We start from the raw sequence: 17938 nt of genomic DNA, 5'->3' as shown, positions 1-17938 counted from the left end.
ACCGTCGTCTGTCGCAGATCGGCTTGAAGGAAGAATACCCAGGCACCACCAACCCGTTCCCGTGGATGAGCGAGATCATGGACTTGAAGAAAGAGAAGAACTTCTTTGAGACCCGTGTGATCGAGTATCAGACTGGCGGTGCGTTGAGCTGGGACTGAATACTATTCAGACTCACTAGTGAATAAGTTGCGATCTAACCTTTAAACCCTGGCCATGCCAGGGTTTTTTTATAGATCTTATAAAATAGTGGAACACATACAATCGCAACTCTTTATCAACCCCAAAATTGATAATGGCCAACAGCCATGATATAAGTGTTTATGCAGGAGGCTATTTTTACTCACTATATCTTGCATCAACTAATCAAGAGTGCATACGATGGAATTGTCGGGGACCATACAAAAATCCCATTTATGGAAAAATTGCTTTGAGGTCGAAAGTGAATATCCGGCAAATAGGGATCGACTTAAACAGTCATTTTTACACTTTCGCGAAAGGGCAGCTCAGCTTGCCACTGAAATAAGACTGGACCTTCCTGAGCTTACCATTCATGACATTACTCATTTAGACGCACTCTGGGAAACAGCATCTCAGATCTGTGGTAGCGCTTACAATCTTACACCGACAGAAACTTATGTTTTAGGTGGCGCAATTTTACTACACGACCTGGCGATGTCTGTAGCAGCAACTCCTGGCGGAATTGAGGCACTGAGAAAAACTCAGCGCTGGTCAGACATCATAAACAACAAATATCAATCTAGAGAAAAAAGGCCCCCAACGCCCCAAGAGCTGGAGACCCCATCCCCTGATATATATAAAGAAGCAATTTTTGAGATTCTTAGAAAAATCCATGCTGAAAGCGCAGAAAAGCTGGCGTTCACTTCTTTCGAACACAAAAAAAACAATCTTTTCTTGATAGAAGATGCAGAATTACGCTTGGCGTACGGAAGAATTATTGGCGAAATTGCCCATAGCCATTGGTGGAGCGTTGCAGAAATCGAAACTCGATTCAAAGAAACTATTGGCACCCCTCCTTGGGCAACAGCAACAGACTGGACCGTAAACCCATTAAAAATTGCCTGTATATTGAGAGCCGCTGATGCAGCACATCTGGACTCCCGACGAGCACCAATATTTATCCGCAGTTTTCGAAAACTTAACCAAGTTTCAGAAATGCATTGGGACTTCCAGGAAAAACTATTAAAGCCCTACTTAAAAGATGATGCTCTGATATTTACTAGCGGACAGAGTTTCCCTTTTGCTGAAGCTACAAGCTGGTGGGTTTGCCTAGAAACACTTAAGATGGTAGACCACGAATTAAGAAGCATAGATGCCTTACTCTCTGACTTAAACCTTCCGCGTTTTTCAGCTAAAAGAGTTGCTGGCATTGACCAACCGTCAAGACTAGCTAAATATATCAGAACAGAGAACTGGCACCCTGTAAATGCAACAATACAAATTACCGACATCCCGAGCATCATAAAAAGTGTTGGCGGCCAAGAGCTATATGGTGCAAGGCCGACCGTCCCCGTAAGGGAGCTTATACAAAACGCAAGCGATGCCATCAAAGCTAGACGCGCCTATGAAAAACAAGAAGATTTATTTGGAGAAATAAAAGTCAGCATTACAAAAGAAGATGAACGTTACTGGCTACACATATCAGACAATGGTACTGGAATGTCGGAGTTCGTCCTAACCAACTACCTCCTTGATTTCGGTAAAAGTTTTTGGGCATCATCAAACGCCCAGGAAGAATTCCCAGGATTAGCATCATCGAATTTTGAGCCTACTGGGAAATATGGAATAGGTTTTTTCTCCGCCTTCATGATTGCGGATAAACTAACAATAACCACTCGCCATGTAGACAAGGCAAAATCAGACACTATAGTACTAGAATTCGGATGTGGACTACACGAAAGGCCAATACTAAGGCCTGCAAATCAATCTGAATACATCCGTGATGGGGGCACAACAATCTCACTCCGCCTAACAACCAACCCAGAGGAAGATGGTGGAATTCTCTACTCCAAAACCAGAGAAAAACTCCTTAGCTTGGCGGAACTCTGCCTATGTTTAGCGCCTAGCATAGATGTAAATTTAACAACCACTGAGTACAATAAATATCAAACCAAGGTAATAACTGCAAACGACTGGGAAAGCGCAAACAGCTCAGACTTAACTCAACGTCTCGCATCAATATGCCACTTAACTAGAGCAAAGTACCAATCCCATAAAGAATATGACACTTCCATCCATAAAAACCTAAGATCGATTTATGAAAATGGCATACTACTTGGTCGAGCATGCATTTCTACGGATACAACCGAGCACAGCCAGATACTTGGACAATTAACGGTCGGCGGACTAGACTCCAACTACATACGCGGAGTTACTGGAGTATTGAAGGGTAAAGCCATAAAAGCCTCGCGAGACACATCTGAGTTTCTCGCTTCAAAAGAAAGCTTCGCTCAGTGGGCGACAGAACAAGCACCATTAATAAAAGAATTTTATTCAACCGAAGAACAACAAGCGGCATGCGCCTCCACCATTAGTATGTTTGGAGGAGACACGGGCGAGCTACCTCTAGCCATATATAACGGCGAGTGGAAATCTAAAAAAGAACTAGAAAACTTACCAAAACCAGAACAAGTAATATTCACTTACGAGCATCAACTTCATAACTCCATAAGAAATCTGAAAGACGTAAACCTCACAGAAAACATCTTACTCATTGAGCATAGCTACTACCATGACCTCATTGGCACGAGAGGATCACAGTACTTCGGCACATCCAGCCCATTTTTCAACAAGAACTATGACACACACATAAATGTTATTTTCAAGGCCATATCTAAGGCCTGGAGCCTGGATGCCAAAACACTCCTTCAGAAATTTTACAAAGATCAACGCGAAGACATAGCAATTGGAACTAGCTCGACCGGAGAGATATTATGCTATGGAGTATTAATAACGCCATAGCACATCAAACCCAACACAAAAACCTAAGCCCACCTAGAGAGTCCTGAAGCATTACTCTCTAGATGGCATATCTATTCATCACAACACTGCACACACATAATAAAAACCATAAATACAAATACCTACAAAATAAAGCATCTCACTCCCACCAACACGAACCACTAGACAAATTCACAAAAAACAAAATAAACTCATGACCCATACACCACTCTTTGAACATGGCATTAACATCTAACCAAACACCGAAATTTAAAAAGTCGAACCACGAAATCAGGCTAAATAATTCAAACTTTAGAGGTGATTTTTTACCATGCACGCTCAAAAGCACACGGAATTTAACTCGCAGATGTCTTGTATATTTTCCGAAAAGTCATTGCGACGATCAGCCTCTTCTTGAAGCACATCGCACCCAGCACCTCGCCCGGAAGGGTTCGGATCACATCACCAATGCTGTAGCCTTGTGCCCCAATTGCCATCAGCGTTGTCACCGGCCCAGCGACCGGGAGGCTTTTACCGCAGCGGTTTACGCGAAAATCGATAGATTGATACGCGAGTAAACTGCGGTTGTCACAGCTGGTGCATTCCAATATTCAGTAGATACGACCGAGGCCACCCCGTGACCCCAGACATGCTCGAAGCCGGCCCCGCCGATGCCAAAGTACTTTCCGTGTTTGACTTCGACGGCACCCTGACCCACCACGACAGTTTTGTGCCGTTCCTCAAGTTTGCCTTTGGCAAGGCTGAGTTCTGCCGGCGGATGGTGAAGCTCACGGTGCCTGGGCTGCGGTTTTTGTTGCGGCTGACCAGCCGGGATGAGTTGAAGGCGCAGTTGATCCGCACCTTCATGACCGGGGTGGAGAAAGCTTGGGTGCAGCAGCAGGCGCAAGCGTATTGCCAGGCGTATTGGACCAAGTTGATGCGCCCAAGCGGCTTGCAGTCGGTAGCCGATGAGTTGAAGTCCGGAGCGGTGGTGACCCTGTGCTCGGCGTCGCCGGCGCTGGTGTTGCAGCCGTTTGCCGATCGCCTGGGGATCAAGTTGATCGGCACCGAGCTTGAAGTGGTCGACGGGGTGCTGACCGGCAAGCTGACCGGCAACAATTGCCGCTGTGAGAACAAGGTGCTGCGGCTTGAAGCGGTGTATGGGGACCTGGGGGATTATCGTCTGCGGGCCTGGGGTGACACGCGCGGGGATCGGGAGTTGCTGGCGGCGGCGCAGGATGCGCATTTTCGGCATTTTCATGGGAAGAAGAAAAAGCGGGCCCGGTTGCAGCGGTAATACCAGTGGGTGGGGTCGGCAAAAAAAACTGAGCCGATCCCTTCGCAGCCTCACAGGGGTTCGACAGGTCCCACATTTAATCGGTGCGAGTCTGAAAACCGTGAACGCTGACGCTGCTCTGCTGCGCAGCTTAAACCCAATCCTCGACCCGCAAGCCTGGCACGCGGTCGAACGTAGATATTCGCAAGCGCCTTGGCCGGCGTTACGAGTGAATCATGGCGACCCCATCGGCGCCTCGCCAAAGGTATACGGATTGCTTTTGTTGCTGATATTTGAGGTAAATCCCGCTATTAATAGCGAACTATCTCACGGACCCGAGCCCCATGAAATTCGACACGGCCTACAGCCTGAGTCTCGATGAAAAGCTGTCGATCTACGACGTACGAGACCTGAATTTCGACGAAACCAGCGACTTCGATTCCGACAAGGATCGTTTCCTCTGCCCCAACGATGAATGCCGTGCAGCATTCGATGCGGGCAACACGCTGAGCACCTTCAACGCAAAAAACGTCAACTACCAACGCACGCCGCACTTCAAGAACAAGGCCGGCACCCGGCATATCGACGGCTGCCGTTATGCCAGCACGCACAAGGCCGCATCCGGTGAAAGTGACGACGAGCGCGAGGACAATTTCCCATCGGAGTTTGTGCTCACCCGACGCCAATACCTACGCAAAGCCACTGTGGTCGACACCGAAGCAAACGCCCCACAAGAGCCAACGAAAACACCTTCAATCCGCAGCAGCACCTCCCACGTCGCCACTGACACCCCCCCAGACAAAACCAGTGTGTTCGCCCACCCGGTGGAATGCTATGTGTCGAACATCGACGACAAGCACAAGCTCAAAAGCATGCCGCTGAAGATCGGCGAGCATACTGCGACGTACTGGGCGTTTTTCAAGAAGATCGAGTACCTGCAAGACAACAAGGGCCTGATCTACTGGGGCAGGATCAAGGCGATCAAGGACTACACCAGCAGCTTTCGCATCGACTTCGAAAAGAAGGTGTGGCTCGACAAGAAGCCTTACTCGGTCAACGTCTACCTGAGCAAAAAACTGATCGAGAACTACCGCAAGCGCAAGGCGTTCCTGGAGCAGATCAAGGCAGCGGTGGACAGTAAACAGGCGCTGTACTGCTTCTTTTACGGGGTGACGCCCGAACTGAAACAGGTGCCAAGCAAGAAACACCCCGAGCAGACGTTCGGGGTGTTCAGCGCGAATATCGAGAACCTGGATCACTTGATTATTCGGGAGGCGCCGGGGGTGGAGTAAAGGCTAGTCGCGAGCCTTCGAAAAAATCCAGTTGATGAGCGGTCAAAACAACTGTACAAAAACACAGTATAGTTTGCCCTCCCCCGTCGAATCCTGGAGAAACCCCATGTCCTCTCTGGCAATGAGCTCTTTCGTAGAACAACAGATCGTCCTGCACCAATTCACCGCCAAGCACAGCGCCCAGGCCCGCGCGATGCTGGGCTGGAGCCGCGAAGACCTGGCCCGCCAGGCGGGTGTGGCAGTGGAAGCGGTGCAACGCTTTGAAAGCCACGCCGACGTGGAAGATGAAACCCGGTTGACCCTGGCGTTTCGGCTGGAGGCGGAGGGGCTGGTGTTTTTCCCAGGGTTCGCGCCGGGGTGGGGAATGAGTGCACGCCGGTCTACCCCTGCTCCGGCCGAACCCGCCGAGCCAGGTATCATCTCGCGGCTGATGGGTTCAACAGCGGCCTCTCTTGACTCACCAGCCCCTCAACCGAATGGTGCGTAGTGTCCTGCCGGATCACTGGACAGCGTAGGCGGCGCAGGATGAAGTGTAATGCGTTGACGTTAAAGAACCGGCTTGATCCCCACTTTCGCAGCCTGCTCATAGCCATGGGCAACCGCCAGCAACGTCGGTTCGCTCCAGCGGGCACCAAAGAAATACGCGCTGGTCGGTACGCCGTCGTCATTTTTCCCGGAAGGCACCGAGACACCAGGGTAACCAGCTGCGGCGACCGCAAAGTAGCTGTTGGTCTCGAAGTCCGAGACCACCGCATCAAGGTGTTGCTCGTCAATCAGCTCATCCAAGGTGCCACGAAACTCCTGGATCAGGGCATCCCATAGGGGTTCGCGTTCCTCAGGCGTGAGGGTGGATGCCTCGATTTGCTTGAGTACCGGCTGGTGCTCGGTGGCGGTTCCATCACGCGCATCGTTGAACGCAATCAGTTGCGGCACCGACTTGACCGGCAGTCCCTGTCGCTTGGCCAGGTAGTCATTCAACTCGTCCTTCACATCGGCAAACAACAATTCGCCATAACGCGAGGCGTCGGCCAGTCGCATATTCACCGGCACCACAGTTGCCCCTTGCGCCCGAAGCACCTCAAGCGCCCGGGCAAACTGAGGGCTATTGTCCACCGACAGGCTTTCGCCCTTCGCGCAAAAGGTCGCCGGGTAACCAATACGCTTGCCGTGCAACGCTCCGGGTTTGAGCAATGCGGTGTAGTCGATGCCCTTGGGCGCATCAATGTTCGCGCTGTCGTCAGGGTCGCTGCCAGACATGGCATTAAGCATGAGCGCAGCATCAAATACCGAGCGCGCCATCGGCCCCGGTGTGTCCTGCCGGTGGCTGGCTGGAATGATGCCGCTGCGGCTCAACACGCCCACGCTGGGCTTGAAACCGACCACGCCGTTGAGCGCCGCCGGCACAATGATCGAACCGCTGGTTTCGGTGCCCACGGCCAGCGGCGCCAACCCGGCGGCAACAGCGGCGGCCGATCCCGAACTTGAACCGCCGACCGGTGCATCCGCATGGTAAGGGTTGTGCGTTTGCCCGCCCCGACTGCTCCAACCGTCGGGGCCACCGCGAAAACCCGCGAGCTCCGTCAGGTTGGTCTTGCCCAGGATCACCGCGCCCTGCTCACGCAGGCGCTCGACAATAAACCCATCTTTACTCGCCGCCGTCCCCGTCAATCCAAACGCGCCGGCGCTGGTTTGCTGGGTATCGCCTGTCTCGATCGTGTCCTTGAGCAGCACCGGAATCCCATGCAGCGGCCCCCTGATCTTGCCTGACACGCGCTCGCGGTCCAGTTCGCGTGCAATCTCCAACGCTTGTGGGTTGAGTTCGATGATGGTGCTTAACGCGGGGTCGAGCTTACGAATGCGCGCTTGCAAATAGGTGACCAGATCTTCCGAGGTGAACCCACCCGGCCGTGCCATTTGCTCGCCGAGTTCGCGAACACCGACATACTCAGTGCCAGGCGGTACCGGTTTGCGTAGATCGCCCGCGGGTTTCACCCCCATCATTCTCGACGCCTGGCTAATTACCGCGCCCACACCAAGACCAATACCAAACATGCAACACCTCCAGGAAGGGGTAAGAATTGACGAAGGACCTATGTTGATCCGCACACCATTCTAAAAACGCCCCTCCATCCAGGCTGCGCGAGGCCAGTCGTTCATACCGTGGGATTGTTCAACGCATGGGGTAGCCTGGCCTAAACCGGAGTCAACGCACGCACGCTGCGATAGCCCTGCACCAGCGTCGCCAACATCGCCTTCGACCAGCGCGCACCGTAGAACCACAGTGTCGCCCCGTCCTCAAGCGGCTCGTTGAGCGCTGGGTAACCGTTCCAGCAAGCGCTGTGAAACGCTCCAGTGCGGCTGTCGGACACCACCGCATCCAAGCGATATTCGCTGACAAGCTCATCGACTTCATTAAGGCTCTGCAAGGTGAAGTGCAGATCGCCCTTGGTCGCGCGGGCAGGCACCAGCACCAAGTGCGCGCCAGCCCGCCGCAGTATCTCCAGCGCGCGGAGAAAAGAGGCGTGGTGCTCGATCGGTGTCTGATCATCAAATCGCTCGGCAACCCCCACGCGTCGGCCAGCCAGAGCCGGGGTCGCAGTGAATGTGGTGTTGTTCTGCACCAGAGGCACCTCCACCATGACTGGTCCAGAGGGGTCGATACCACTCAGGGCGATCAATGACAGCGAGGGATCACGCACGGTTTTCAAGGGAATCGCCGGTGCGTCATATCCAGGGATCGGGATACTCACCTCATGCGGCATGCCGGCCTGGGGTTCGACGCTAAACGCAATACCGCGCTGGCCCGCTGCCTCAGGAACGTGGCCAGCAGGTGCAGGCTCGACAAACGTGGGCAGCACTTGCACCGGCAGGCACGGCACGCGTACTGCACAAATTTTCCTACACTTTTCATCCATCAAAACGTCCCCCAGAAATTAATTTTCCGGGAATCATCGCACCCTCATCCGGCCTCTGTCGCAGCCCGGAAACACCTTGAAAACTCCTTTTTCCGACGCCGCCAGCTTCAGCTTGCCAGGCTTTCTTCGGCGCCCTGGGTTTCCACCTCCAGCCACCACGCCTGCCCGCGCTCAGGTTGGTTCAGGCTGAACGCCTGGCCCATCGCCGGCGTGGTGATCGACACATTGCGCTCCCACGCGAAGGCCATGATGCGGTCGAACGGTTCGTGCCAGGCATGAAACGCCAGGTCGAAGGTGCCATTGTGAATCGGCAGCAGCCAACGCCCCTTGAGGTCGATGTGTGCTTGCACGGTTTGCTCTGGCTGCATGTGTACGTGGGGCCAGTCGACGTTGTAGGCACCGGTTTCCATCAGCGTCAGATCAAACGGACCGTACTGCTCGCCAATGCGTTTGAAGCCATCGAAATAGCCGGTGTCACCGCTGAAGAAGATCCGCCGCGCGCCGTCGATCATCACCCAGGAACACCACAGGGTCTGGTTGCTGTCGAACAAGCCGCGCCCGGAAAAATGCTGCGCAGGTGTGGCGACAAACCGGATGCCATCCACCTCGGTGCCCTGCCACCAATCCAGTTGCCGTACTTTGCCGGGTTCAACGCCCCACTTGACGAGAATGTCGCCCACGCCCAGCGGTGCGAGAAAATAGCGAGTCTTGTCGGCCAATTCCACGACCGCCTTGTAGTCAAGATGGTCGTAATGGTTGTGGGAAAGAATCACCGCCTCTAGCGCAGGCAGTTCATCGAGGCTGATGGGGGGCTGGTGGAAACGCTTGGGGCCAGCCCAACTGAACGGCGAAGCGCGCTCAGCGAAGACCGGGTCGGTCACCCAGAACTTACCGCGCATTTTCAGCAAGACCGTGGAATGCCCAAGGCGAAACACACTGTGATCGGGCGCTGCCAGCAACTGGTCACGGGTCAGCGGTTGCACTGGGATCGTCCCCACCGGCCGCGTACTGCGTGGCTTGTTGAACAGCATGTTCCAGAAAATCCGCAAGGTTTTGCCAAAGCCGCCGTGTTGTACGGGAGCGTCGTTACTGAAGGGGCCCTGTTCCTGCTCGGCAGGTTTGAGCCCCTCAGGCAAAGGGTCGACACGGGATGAGAGGATGGCCATTACCAGGTGACTCCTACAGAGCGCTGAAGAATTACACTGCACAGTGTAGTTTCAAGATTGCAACAAAATCCGGAGCAAGTAAACTACCGAGTGTAATTTCCTCTGCCGAGCCGAATGCCCCCCATGACTGCCCCTCAACGCCTCACCGACCGTAAACGCGAAGCCATCGTGGCTGCGGCCATCGCCGAGTTTCGCGCCAACGGTTTCGAGGTCACCAGCATGGACAAGATCGCCGCCACCGCCGGTGTTTCCAAGCGCACCGTGTACAACCACTTCCCGAGCAAGGAGGAATTGTTCGCCGAAATCCTTCACCAATTGTGGGCCAGCAGCGTCGCGCAACTGGATGTGAGCTACGCCAGCGACCGCCCGCTGCGCGAGCAACTGCGCGGGTTGCTGGAGGCCAAGATGAAGATGATGGCGGATGCCAATTTCCTTGACCTGGCCCGGGTCGCTATCGCCGCCACCATTCACTCGCCGGAACGTGCCCAAGACATGGTGACCCGCCTGAGCCAGCGCGAAGAAGGTTTTACCCAGTGGGTCCGCGCCGCCCAGGAAGACGGCCGCCTCAGTTGCAGCGATCCGGCATTCGCCGCCCACCAGATCCAAAGCCTGCTCAAGGCGTTCGCGTTCTGGCCGCAAATCACCCTTGGCCAACCGACCCTGGATGCCGCCAACCAGGCCAGCGTGATCGAGTCTGCCATCGACCTGTTCCTGGCCGGCTACGAAGTCCACCCTCGGTAGACGCTGTTGCTTGAACGACATCGCAGGTCGTTTTTGACGCATTCGCCCTCTGTTTTGCACAAATGGCCTGTAAGGCCACTGATTATTCGTGCGCAAATAACTGACAATATTCACAGCCTTATCCGATAAACGGTTACCCCACGAACACGCTGCCGTACCTGCAAAAAGAGCTGACTCAGAATTTATGGAAAACCGACAAGGCAAAGGGCTCTCATTTGCCAGGCGTATCTACAAGCCAAGGATCATCGGCCTGGGCATCGGCGGCATCAGTGTGGCCGCCGCCCTCTACCCGCTCTCGATGCCCGGTTGGGTCTGGGCGTTCCTGCTGTTCAATGGTCTTGCCTGGGCGCATGTGGCGTATCAACTCTCGACGCGCGCCCAGTTCCCCTATCAGGCCGAAAAACGCAACCTGATCTACGACTCGTTTTTCGGCGGGTTCTGGGCGGCAGCCATTCAGTTCTCGCCGCTGACGGCCGTGACCATCCTGTCCATGATGGCTATGAATAACGTCGCAGCGGGCGGCAAACAGATGTTCCTGCGCGGCCTGTTGGCCCAGGCAGCGGGTATCGGAGCCGGGTGGTTGCTGTTCGGCATGCGCTTCGACACGGATGTCAGCGTGCTGGAGGTCTACGCCTGCCTGCCGATGCTGACCCTCTACCCCATGGCCATCGGCATGGTCTGTTACCAATTGGCGATCAAACTGTCCGAGCACAAGCGCGCCCTCAGCGCCCTCAGCCGTATCGACAGCCTCACGGGCTTGCTTAATCACGGTTCGTGGAAAGACCTGCTGCACATCAAATTCCATAAGTGCCGGCAACAACAAAGCCACGCCACCATCACGCTGATCGACATTGACCACTTCAAACAGATCAACGACACCCACGGCCATATCGTCGGTGACGCGGTGCTGCGCCAACTGAGCCTGGAGTTGCGGCGCAACCTGCGGGAAAACGACCTGGCCGGACGCTATGGTGGCGATGAGTTCTGCGTGATTCTTCCGAAAATGCCCCTGGAAGAAGCCGCGCAGTTGATGGAACGCATGCGTGAGACCTTCAGCAACTACCGTAACCCGCAGATCCCGGAGCTACGCGTCAGCCTGAGCATCGGCCTGGCCGACTTCCAACCCGGTTTCAGCGATGCCGCGATGTGGCTCAACGCCGCGGATCGGGCGCTGTATGCCGCCAAGGCCACCGGGCGCAACCGGGTCAACGTCAGCAACTACTGCGTGGCTCATTCCGCCTGAAGTTGTCGTACGACACCTCGTCTGAATTTCCTGCCCAGCACTCGCAGCGATAGCATAATGCCTTCATTGGGCGCCGCCGCTAAAAAGTAGTGGCACATCGCCGAACTTTCTTCCCGCTACGCGACTCTGACCCCGTTGTTCCACCCCCGCTGTCAGCACCAGGAAGCTGACAATGAGCACGTCAACCGTAGAGCCCAGCGCCTTACGGGGCAGGCGACCTCACATGGATACCCCCTACGCTTGCTTGCCCGAGCATCCGAACATGCTATTTAACGCCCACAAAAAAACCATCAGCGCCCTGCAACATACCGTGGCCCAACAGGCCAGCCTGCTGGACGCCCTCGAGCGCTCCATGGCGGTGATCGAATTCGACCTGCAAGGCAACGTGCTGCGGGCCAACGACAACTTCCTCAAGACCATGAGCTACCGCGCCGAACAGATCGTCGGCCAGCCCCACAAGCTGTTCTGTACCCCCGCATTTGCGCGTAGCGCCGAGTACAACCAGTTGTGGACGAACCTGCGCAACGGCCAATTCCAGTCAGGCACCTTCGAACGGGTGGCAGGCGACGGCCATTCAGTGTGGCTGGAAGCCAGCTACAACCCGGTACGCGACGACGCCGGCCGCGTGGTCAAGGTGGTGAAGTACGCCATGGACGTGACCCCACGCCTGCAAGCCGAGAGCGAAGCCAACGCCAAGTTGGACGCCATCGGCCGGGCGATGGCGGTGATCGAGTTCAACCTCGACGGTACCATCCTCACCGCCAATACGAATTTCCTACAACGCATGGGCTACAGCCTCACACAGGTCCAGGGCCAGCATCACCGCCTGTTCTGCACCCCGGAGTTGGCCAACAGTGCGGCCTACAGCGAGTTCTGGCGCCGCCTGAACCAGGGCGAAATGTTCAGCGGCCAGTTCGAGCGCGTGGATAAAAACGGCCGCACCGTGTGGCTGGAAGCCAACTACAACCCGGTGTATGACGCCGGCGGACGCCTGTGCAAAGTGGTCAAGTTCGCCTCCGACGTCACCGCCATGGTGCAGCAGCACAGCGCCGATGCGGCCAGCGCAGCCCAGGCGTACCACATCTCCCTGAGCACCCGGGACATCGCCGAAAAAGGCGCCGAAGTGATCCAGCAAACGGCCAGCGGCATGCGCGAGATTGCCGCCGACATTGACGGCTCCTCACAACTGATCGCCAAGCTGGGCGAGCGTTCGCAGCAGATCACCGCCATCGTCAACACCATTCGTGGCATCGCCGACCAGACCAACCTGCTGGCCCTCAACGCGGCCATCGAAGCGGCACGTGCGGGTGAACAAGGCCGTGGTTTTGCCGTGGTGGCCGATGAAGTGCGGCAACTGGCAGCGCGTACCAGCGGCTCCACCGCGGAGATCTCCAGCATGATCGCGATGATCCAGGACGAAACCCGCCAGGCCATCCACAGCATGGACGGCACCCGCGACCGCGCGGCCCAGGGTGTCGACCTGGCCAACCGCGCCGGCACGGTGATCCTGCAGATTCGTGAAGGCACCAGCGAGGCCGTGCAGGCAGTCAGTGCATTCGCCAACGAGCGTGGCGGCAGCTGACCCGATCTTCATACGTAGCGTCGGGGGCTCGGTCTATAGTGCTTCACTGTCTCTCAGTTGAAGATCCGAGCCCATCATGACCCCAAGCAAACCTGAAGCCGCCCCCGTCGATCACCTGCGTTTCCACCGCCCCCATGCCCACCTGGCACCGACGTTTGGCAATGACACCTTTGCCCTCAAGGCCGAAGCCTTCGCCCGATTCTTCGGCACGCCGACCTTCCTCGGTGCGCAGACCGTGATCGTGGTGGTGTGGATGGTATTGAACATGACCGGCGTGACGCACTTCGACGCCTACCCGTTCATCCTGCTCAACCTCGCCTTCAGCCTGCAAGCGGCCTACGCCGCGCCGCTGATCCTGCTGGCGCAGACACGCCAGGCCGCGCGGGACAAAGCCCAGTCCGACGCCGATGCGCAGCACCGTGAAGCCCTCGCCGTGGCCAATACCGAACGCCAGGCCCAGGCCGCGCAGACCACCAAACAGTTGCTGGAATTACTCGAACAGAACACCCGGCTGACGGAAATGACCAAGCAACTGACGGAACATGTCGAAAGCCTGACGTGTGAACTGCACGAGCACTTTGTAAGAAAACCCCAAGAACACCCGTAATCCCATATGGGAGGGGGCTTGTCCCCCCACATTTTTGATTTGGGTCTAGGGCTTCATCCGGATATGCCGCCCCAATTCATCAAACAACGCCACCACCGAGCGCAACGCCCGGCAGTCAGGACGGGTGAGCAACCACAACGCCGTGCCATGCCCTGCCAACGTCGGCCCCATCGGTTGCAAGCCCTCATCCAGGAGAAAGTCCGGCAACGCCGCCACACCCAGCCCGGCACGCACCAGTTCGGTGACCGACAGCATACTGTTGCAGCGATAACCAAGGCGTACACCCGGCAGGTGCTCGCGACGCCAGGCCACCGTCGGGTGGTCCGGCATGAAATCATCCGGAGCGATCCAGGCCAGTTCGGCCAACTCGCGCCCGGCATGCTCACGCGCAAAACCCGGGCTCGCACACACCTGGTAGGCGACGTTGCCGAGGCAGCGTCCTACAAGGTGCTCCGGCGGCGTCTTGGTCAAGCGTAGGGCGATGTCCGCATCGCGGCGGCTGAGGTTGGCGAAGTCGTTGGACGTACTCAGCTCCAGGGTCAGCGCCGGATAATCCGGCATGAATTGCGCCAAGGCAGGCAGCAGCAACCCTTGCAACACCGAGTCGGTACAGGTCAGGCGCACCGTGCCGCTGATCACTTCACCGCCCTGCTCCACGCCAATGCGCGCCGCCTCCAGCGCTTGTTCGGCACGTTCGGCCTGTTGCGCCAGGTCCCGCGCCAAGCCCGTGGGCAAGTAGCCGGCGCGGCTTTTTTCAAACAGCGTCTGGCCCAATGCCGCCTCCAGGCGCCGCACTGCGCGAAACACCGTGGACACGTCCACCCGCAACAACGCCGCCGCCCGCGCGAGGGAGCCACCGCGCACCAGCGCGAGGATCAGCGACAAGTCGGGGTAGTCAATCTGATAGTGCGTTGACGCATTGAACATATGGGTAAACGCCAATATTGATTGCGTGAACGCCAATTTATAGTGCGCCCCAGGACACCACAAGCCATGGGATGCACACGATGAACGCCTCTACGCTGCACCTCGCCCTGATCGGCGAATACCACCCCGCTGTCACCGCGCACCAAGCCATTCCCGTGGCCCTGCAACAGGCGGCCGACAGGCTTGGCCTGACCGTTCACCTGCAATGGCTCGACACCGACAACTTGCCATCGCTGCACGGCTTTGACGGTTTTTGGTGCGTGCCCGCCAGCCCCTATCGCGACACCGACGGCGCCCTGCAAGCCATCCGTTTTGCCCGCGAGCAGCGGCGACCGTTCCTCGGCACCTGCGGCGGTTTTCAGCACGCAGTGCTGGAATATGCCCGCCACGTATTGGGCTGGGCGGATGCGCAACATGGCGAACTGAACCCCGAGGCCAAACGCGCGGTGATCGCGCCGCTGAGCTGCGCCCTGGTGGAAGCCACCGACCGCGTGCGTCTGGCGCCCTACACCCGCATCGCCGAGGCCTACGGCACGCTGGACCTTGAAGAGGGCTATCGCTGCCGTTACGGGGTCAATCGCGAGTTTCTCGATGCCCTGCTCGAAGGCGACTTGATTGCCTGCGGCCACGACTCGGCGGGCGATCTGCGCGCGGTGGAGTTGCTCGATCGCCCGTTTTTCGTCGCCACCTTGTTCCAACCCGAACGCGCCGCCCTCAACGGCATCACGCCGCCGCTGGCGATGGCCTTGCTCAACGCCTGCCGGGAGGTGTCCGCATGATCGCCGTCACACCAACCCCGCCCTACTACGCAGTGATTTTCAGCTCGCTGCGCACCGAGGGCGATCACGGCTACGGCGCGGCCGCCACGCACATGCTGGAACTGGCGCGTGGGCAACCGGGGTTTCTCGGGGTGGAATCGGCGCGGGAGGATGGCCTGGGGATCACCGTGTCGTACTGGCAAAGCGAGGCGGCGATCCTGGCGTGGAAGCGGCAGGCCGAGCACAGTGCCGTGCGCGAGCAAGGACGGGCCCTTTGGTACTCGGCGTTTCAGACACGGGTATGCAAAGTCGAACGGGACTATGCGTTCCAGAACTGAAATGCTGCCCCCCTGTGGGAGCGGGCTTGCCCGCTGCCACATTTGGCTCTCTATAACCTCGCAAACAGGTAGCTAGCTGACCAGACTGCGCAACGCAGCAATCTGCGGGATCTCGACCCGGCGCATGTACACCCGCAGCGGCTCACTGATGTTGATGCGGTCGTCGATGTTCTGGTCCAGCAGCAATTGGATGCGCTCGCGGGACAACGTCATGGTGTCATCCTCGGCGGGCAGCCAGACAAATTCGGCGGTGGGGATGATGCCGTCATCGGCCACATCCATGCCGAAGGAGTCTTCGCTGAAACGCACGATGTACTGCCCGGTCTTGCGGTTCAGTCCGACAAAACCGTGGAGTCTGTCGGCAGCCTGGCAGATAAGCTCGGAAGTGATGCGCATGGTAAACCTCACTGAAAAGTCCCACAGGGACTGGAAAGATGGTTTACACGCGTGGCAGAAATTGCCGCCCTCTGTCGGGGAAGCTTCGGGCAAGAGTACTGCAATGCACCGCAAAAAAACCCAGAAAATTGGCGCATGCGCACGTTAATGTCGGTTTGGTGATGGCGCCGTTCGCAATCAATTGTTAAAAAGGAGGCCTTCTCAAAGCTACCTCCACGAAAGGACTTCGCATATGCCTGTCACGTTCACCAAGAGCGCCCTGCTGCTCGCCCTGACGCTTGGCCTCGGCCAGGCACAGGCTGCCGATCCGATCAGCCCGGCTGAATTGGCGACAAACGAAGGCATTCCGTATCCCGCCGTCATCGCTCACCGTGGCGCCTCGTACGACGCTCCCGAATCCACCGCCGCCGCCTACAAAGTTGCACGCGACCTGGGTGCCGACTACCTGGAAATGGACCTGCAACGCAGCAAGGACGGCGTGCTGTTCGCCCTGCACGACAACAACCTGCAGCGCACCACCGACGTGGCCACCAAGTTCCCCGAGCGCAAAGACGCACCGGCCAACGAATTCACCTGGAAAGAACTGCAAAGCCTCGACGCCGGCAGCTGGTTCAACGCCGCTTACCCGGACCGCGCCCGCCCGGGTTTCGTCGGCCTGAAAATCCAGAGCCTGGACGACATCATCAAGATCGCCGAAGGCAACCCACAGCACAAACCCGGCCTGTACATCGAGACCAAGGAGCCCAAGCAATTCCCGGGCATCGAGGCCGACCTGAAAAACAAGCTGCTGGATAAAGGCTGGTTGAGTTCCGCCGGCTCCAAGCTGGGCAAGAGCAACACCGGTGTCGGCCAGGGCAAGGGCCGCGTGGTGCTGCAAACCTTCGAGAAGTCGAGCCTGGTCGAGCTGCAAAAAGAGATGCCGAACACCCCGAAAATCCTGCTGTTGTGGGTCGGTGAAGGCAGCATCGAGCCAAAATCCAAGCAGACGTTCGCCGAGTCCGGCGAAACCACCAAGGCCGCCTACTATGCCAAGCAAGAGCCGAAAGACGCCGCCGAGTTCGAAAAGTGGGTCGACGAAGCCAAGAGCCTCGGCGCCATCGGCACTGGCCCGTCGGCTGAGCTGACCGCCCATGGCGATCAAAGTTATTCGAACCTGGTCAAGCCTGAAATGAACAAGCTGACCCACGACAAAGGCCTGCTGGTGCACGTCTACACCGTCGATGAGCCGGTGGACTTCGACAAGGTGATGAAGGCTGGCGTGGACGGCATCTTCACCAACCGCGCGGCCGAACTGCTGAAGTTCTACAAGCGCTGGCCGTCGTCCAGCGTGCAGGACTTGCTGAACGACTATAAGTACTGAGTGAAGGCCCATTGGTCAGGCCGCCTGTGGTTGGGGCGTGACTACGGCCTGATCATCGGCGAGCTGGGGCGTACCGCGCCCCATGCGCATCAGGTGATGTGCTCCAACGGTTCGCCGATCACGGTCAACCTCGATGGCCAGGTCACCAGAGCCCATCGTCTGTTTATCCCTTCGCGTCAGCCCCACGCCATTCTTGAGAGCCAGGGTGAGGTATCGGTGCTATGTGCCGAGCCTGCCGTGTTCGATCTCGCCCCGTTGTTGCACGCAGACCTGTCCTTGGAGGCCGTGCGCTAGGCATCGCGATAAAACGCAGTGCCCGCGAACACCAGCAACAGCAGGTGCGATTGCCACAGCCCCCGGCATGAAACCCGCCGCGCCC

General features: G+C 57.2%; 18 protein-coding genes and 2 pseudogenes. 15 read left to right on the top strand and 5 right to left on the bottom strand.

What is annotated here, in order from left to right; all coding sequences use genetic code 11:
* The 6 genes and pseudogenes from IB241_RS26170 to IB241_RS26145 form a co-directional block, all read left to right on the top strand.
* Positions 1–158, top strand: a pseudogene (locus IB241_RS26170) (ribonucleotide-diphosphate reductase subunit beta); the annotation flags it as partial.
* 220 nt (positions 159–378) lie between these two features.
* The gene (locus IB241_RS26165) at positions 379–2979 is read left to right on the top strand and encodes an ATP-binding protein (protein ID WP_192301069.1); all 2601 of its coding nucleotides are present in this window, start codon (positions 379–381) and stop codon (positions 2977–2979) included.
* A 218-nt stretch (positions 2980–3197) separates the two neighbouring features.
* The gene (locus IB241_RS27820; RefSeq protein WP_192301068.1) at positions 3198–3536 is read left to right on the top strand and encodes an HNH endonuclease; all 339 of its coding nucleotides are present in this window, start codon (positions 3198–3200) and stop codon (positions 3534–3536) included.
* A gap of 71 nt (positions 3537–3607) precedes the next feature.
* Positions 3608–4255 carry an HAD-IB family hydrolase gene (locus IB241_RS26155; protein WP_192301073.1) on the top strand — a complete coding sequence of 216 codons (648 nt, stop codon included), beginning with the start codon at positions 3608–3610 and terminating at the stop codon, positions 4253–4255.
* Between the two features lie 323 nt (positions 4256–4578).
* Positions 4579–5526, top strand: coding sequence for a hypothetical protein (locus IB241_RS26150; protein WP_192301067.1), 948 nt, complete (start codon positions 4579–4581; stop codon positions 5524–5526).
* 106 nt (positions 5527–5632) lie between these two features.
* Positions 5633–6013 carry a helix-turn-helix domain-containing protein gene (locus tag IB241_RS26145; RefSeq protein WP_192301066.1) on the top strand — a complete coding sequence of 127 codons (381 nt, stop codon included), beginning with the start codon at positions 5633–5635 and terminating at the stop codon, positions 6011–6013.
* A 59-nt stretch (positions 6014–6072) separates the two neighbouring features.
* Here the strand turns inward: IB241_RS26145 and IB241_RS26140 are convergent, their stop codons facing one another.
* The 3 genes from IB241_RS26140 to IB241_RS26130 form a co-directional block, all read right to left on the bottom strand.
* Positions 6073–7578 (bottom strand): amidase family protein, encoded by a 1506-nt coding sequence (locus tag IB241_RS26140; RefSeq protein WP_192301065.1) that lies wholly within the window; start codon positions 7576–7578, stop codon positions 6073–6075.
* Between the two features lie 140 nt (positions 7579–7718).
* On the bottom strand, positions 7719–8441 hold the full coding sequence (locus IB241_RS26135; RefSeq protein ID WP_225595736.1) for a hypothetical protein: 723 nt from the start codon (positions 8439–8441) through the stop codon (positions 7719–7721).
* 107 nt (positions 8442–8548) lie between these two features.
* Positions 8549–9607 (bottom strand): MBL fold metallo-hydrolase, encoded by a 1059-nt coding sequence (locus tag IB241_RS26130; RefSeq protein WP_192301064.1) that lies wholly within the window; start codon positions 9605–9607, stop codon positions 8549–8551.
* Positions 9608–9730: 123 nt separating this feature from the next.
* Here IB241_RS26130 and IB241_RS26125 point away from each other — a divergent pair, with 123 nt between their 5' ends.
* The 5 genes and pseudogenes from IB241_RS26125 (at position 9731) to IB241_RS26110 (ending at position 13780) form a co-directional block, all read left to right on the top strand.
* Entirely contained in the window at positions 9731–10348 is a 618-nt protein-coding gene (locus tag IB241_RS26125) for a TetR/AcrR family transcriptional regulator (RefSeq protein WP_192301063.1), read from the top strand.
* Between the two features lie 184 nt (positions 10349–10532).
* Positions 10533–11591 carry a diguanylate cyclase gene (locus IB241_RS26120; protein WP_192301062.1) on the top strand — a complete coding sequence of 353 codons (1059 nt, stop codon included), beginning with the start codon at positions 10533–10535 and terminating at the stop codon, positions 11589–11591.
* A gap of 172 nt (positions 11592–11763) precedes the next feature.
* A pseudogene (locus IB241_RS28080) lies at positions 11764–12621 on the top strand (PAS domain-containing protein); the annotation flags it as partial.
* Complete coding sequence (locus IB241_RS28075; RefSeq protein ID WP_412547887.1) at positions 12622–13173, top strand: methyl-accepting chemotaxis protein; 552 nt, start codon at positions 12622–12624, stop codon at positions 13171–13173.
* Positions 13174–13249: 76 nt separating this feature from the next.
* On the top strand, positions 13250–13780 hold the full coding sequence (locus tag IB241_RS26110) for a DUF1003 domain-containing protein (RefSeq protein ID WP_192301061.1): 531 nt from the start codon (positions 13250–13252) through the stop codon (positions 13778–13780).
* Positions 13781–13825: 45 nt separating this feature from the next.
* On the opposite strand, the gene IB241_RS26105 is transcribed toward IB241_RS26110, so the two are convergent.
* Complete coding sequence (locus IB241_RS26105) at positions 13826–14707, bottom strand: LysR family transcriptional regulator (RefSeq protein ID WP_192301060.1); 882 nt, start codon at positions 14705–14707, stop codon at positions 13826–13828.
* Positions 14708–14787: 80 nt separating this feature from the next.
* Between IB241_RS26105 and IB241_RS26100 the strand changes: the two genes are divergently transcribed.
* Both IB241_RS26100 and IB241_RS26095 read left to right on the top strand, forming a co-directional pair.
* On the top strand, positions 14788–15486 hold the full coding sequence (locus IB241_RS26100; protein WP_192301059.1) for a CTP synthase: 699 nt from the start codon (positions 14788–14790) through the stop codon (positions 15484–15486).
* On the top strand, positions 15483–15803 hold the full coding sequence (locus tag IB241_RS26095) for an antibiotic biosynthesis monooxygenase family protein (protein ID WP_192301058.1): 321 nt from the start codon (positions 15483–15485) through the stop codon (positions 15801–15803). The genes IB241_RS26100 and IB241_RS26095 overlap by 4 nt, the downstream gene beginning before the upstream one ends.
* Before the next feature lie 72 nt (positions 15804–15875).
* On the opposite strand, the gene IB241_RS26090 is transcribed toward IB241_RS26095, so the two are convergent.
* Positions 15876–16199 (bottom strand): DUF2025 family protein, encoded by a 324-nt coding sequence (locus tag IB241_RS26090; RefSeq protein WP_192301057.1) that lies wholly within the window; start codon positions 16197–16199, stop codon positions 15876–15878.
* Between the two features lie 232 nt (positions 16200–16431).
* Between IB241_RS26090 and IB241_RS26085 the strand changes: the two genes are divergently transcribed.
* Positions 16432–17559, top strand: a complete 1128-nt coding sequence (locus tag IB241_RS26085; RefSeq protein WP_192301056.1) for a glycerophosphodiester phosphodiesterase family protein — start codon at positions 16432–16434, stop codon at positions 17557–17559.
* Positions 17560–17853, top strand: coding sequence for a hypothetical protein (locus tag IB241_RS26080; protein WP_225595735.1), 294 nt, complete (start codon positions 17560–17562; stop codon positions 17851–17853).
* The last annotated feature ends 85 nt before the right edge of the window (positions 17854–17938 follow it).

It is taken from the genome of Pseudomonas sp. PDM05, assembly GCF_014851685.1.
GTDB lineage: Bacteria > Pseudomonadota > Gammaproteobacteria > Pseudomonadales > Pseudomonadaceae > Aquipseudomonas.
The sequence above is the reverse complement of the archived record's forward strand: the minus strand, read 5'-3'. Positions and strand labels throughout refer to the sequence as shown.

Excerpts from the sequence above, each read along its gene's own strand:
- IB241_RS26090 (WP_192301057.1), bottom strand. The coding sequence starts at position 16,199 with ATGCGCATCACTTCCGAGCTTATCTGCCAGGCTGCCGACAGACTCCAC.
- IB241_RS26145 (WP_192301066.1), top strand. The coding sequence starts at position 5,633 with ATGTCCTCTCTGGCAATGAGCTCTTTCGTAGAACAACAGATCGTCCTG.
- IB241_RS26140 (WP_192301065.1), bottom strand. The coding sequence starts at position 7,578 with ATGTTTGGTATTGGTCTTGGTGTGGGCGCGGTAATTAGCCAGGCGTCG.
- IB241_RS26125 (WP_192301063.1), top strand. The coding sequence starts at position 9,731 with ATGACTGCCCCTCAACGCCTCACCGACCGTAAACGCGAAGCCATCGTG.
- IB241_RS28075 (WP_412547887.1), top strand. The coding sequence starts at position 12,622 with ATGGTGCAGCAGCACAGCGCCGATGCGGCCAGCGCAGCCCAGGCGTAC.
- IB241_RS26120 (WP_192301062.1), top strand. The coding sequence starts at position 10,533 with ATGGAAAACCGACAAGGCAAAGGGCTCTCATTTGCCAGGCGTATCTAC.
- IB241_RS26165 (WP_192301069.1), top strand. The coding sequence starts at position 379 with ATGGAATTGTCGGGGACCATACAAAAATCCCATTTATGGAAAAATTGC.
- IB241_RS26135 (WP_225595736.1), bottom strand. The coding sequence starts at position 8,441 with ATGGATGAAAAGTGTAGGAAAATTTGTGCAGTACGCGTGCCGTGCCTG.
- IB241_RS26155 (WP_192301073.1), top strand. The coding sequence starts at position 3,608 with ATGCTCGAAGCCGGCCCCGCCGATGCCAAAGTACTTTCCGTGTTTGAC.
- IB241_RS26100 (WP_192301059.1), top strand. The coding sequence starts at position 14,788 with ATGAACGCCTCTACGCTGCACCTCGCCCTGATCGGCGAATACCACCCC.
- IB241_RS26105 (WP_192301060.1), bottom strand. The coding sequence starts at position 14,707 with ATGTTCAATGCGTCAACGCACTATCAGATTGACTACCCCGACTTGTCG.
- IB241_RS26085 (WP_192301056.1), top strand. The coding sequence starts at position 16,432 with ATGCCTGTCACGTTCACCAAGAGCGCCCTGCTGCTCGCCCTGACGCTT.
- IB241_RS26130 (WP_192301064.1), bottom strand. The coding sequence starts at position 9,607 with ATGGCCATCCTCTCATCCCGTGTCGACCCTTTGCCTGAGGGGCTCAAA.
- IB241_RS26095 (WP_192301058.1), top strand. The coding sequence starts at position 15,483 with ATGATCGCCGTCACACCAACCCCGCCCTACTACGCAGTGATTTTCAGC.
- IB241_RS27820 (WP_192301068.1), top strand. The coding sequence starts at position 3,198 with ATGGCATTAACATCTAACCAAACACCGAAATTTAAAAAGTCGAACCAC.
- IB241_RS26110 (WP_192301061.1), top strand. The coding sequence starts at position 13,250 with ATGACCCCAAGCAAACCTGAAGCCGCCCCCGTCGATCACCTGCGTTTC.
- IB241_RS26150 (WP_192301067.1), top strand. The coding sequence starts at position 4,579 with ATGAAATTCGACACGGCCTACAGCCTGAGTCTCGATGAAAAGCTGTCG.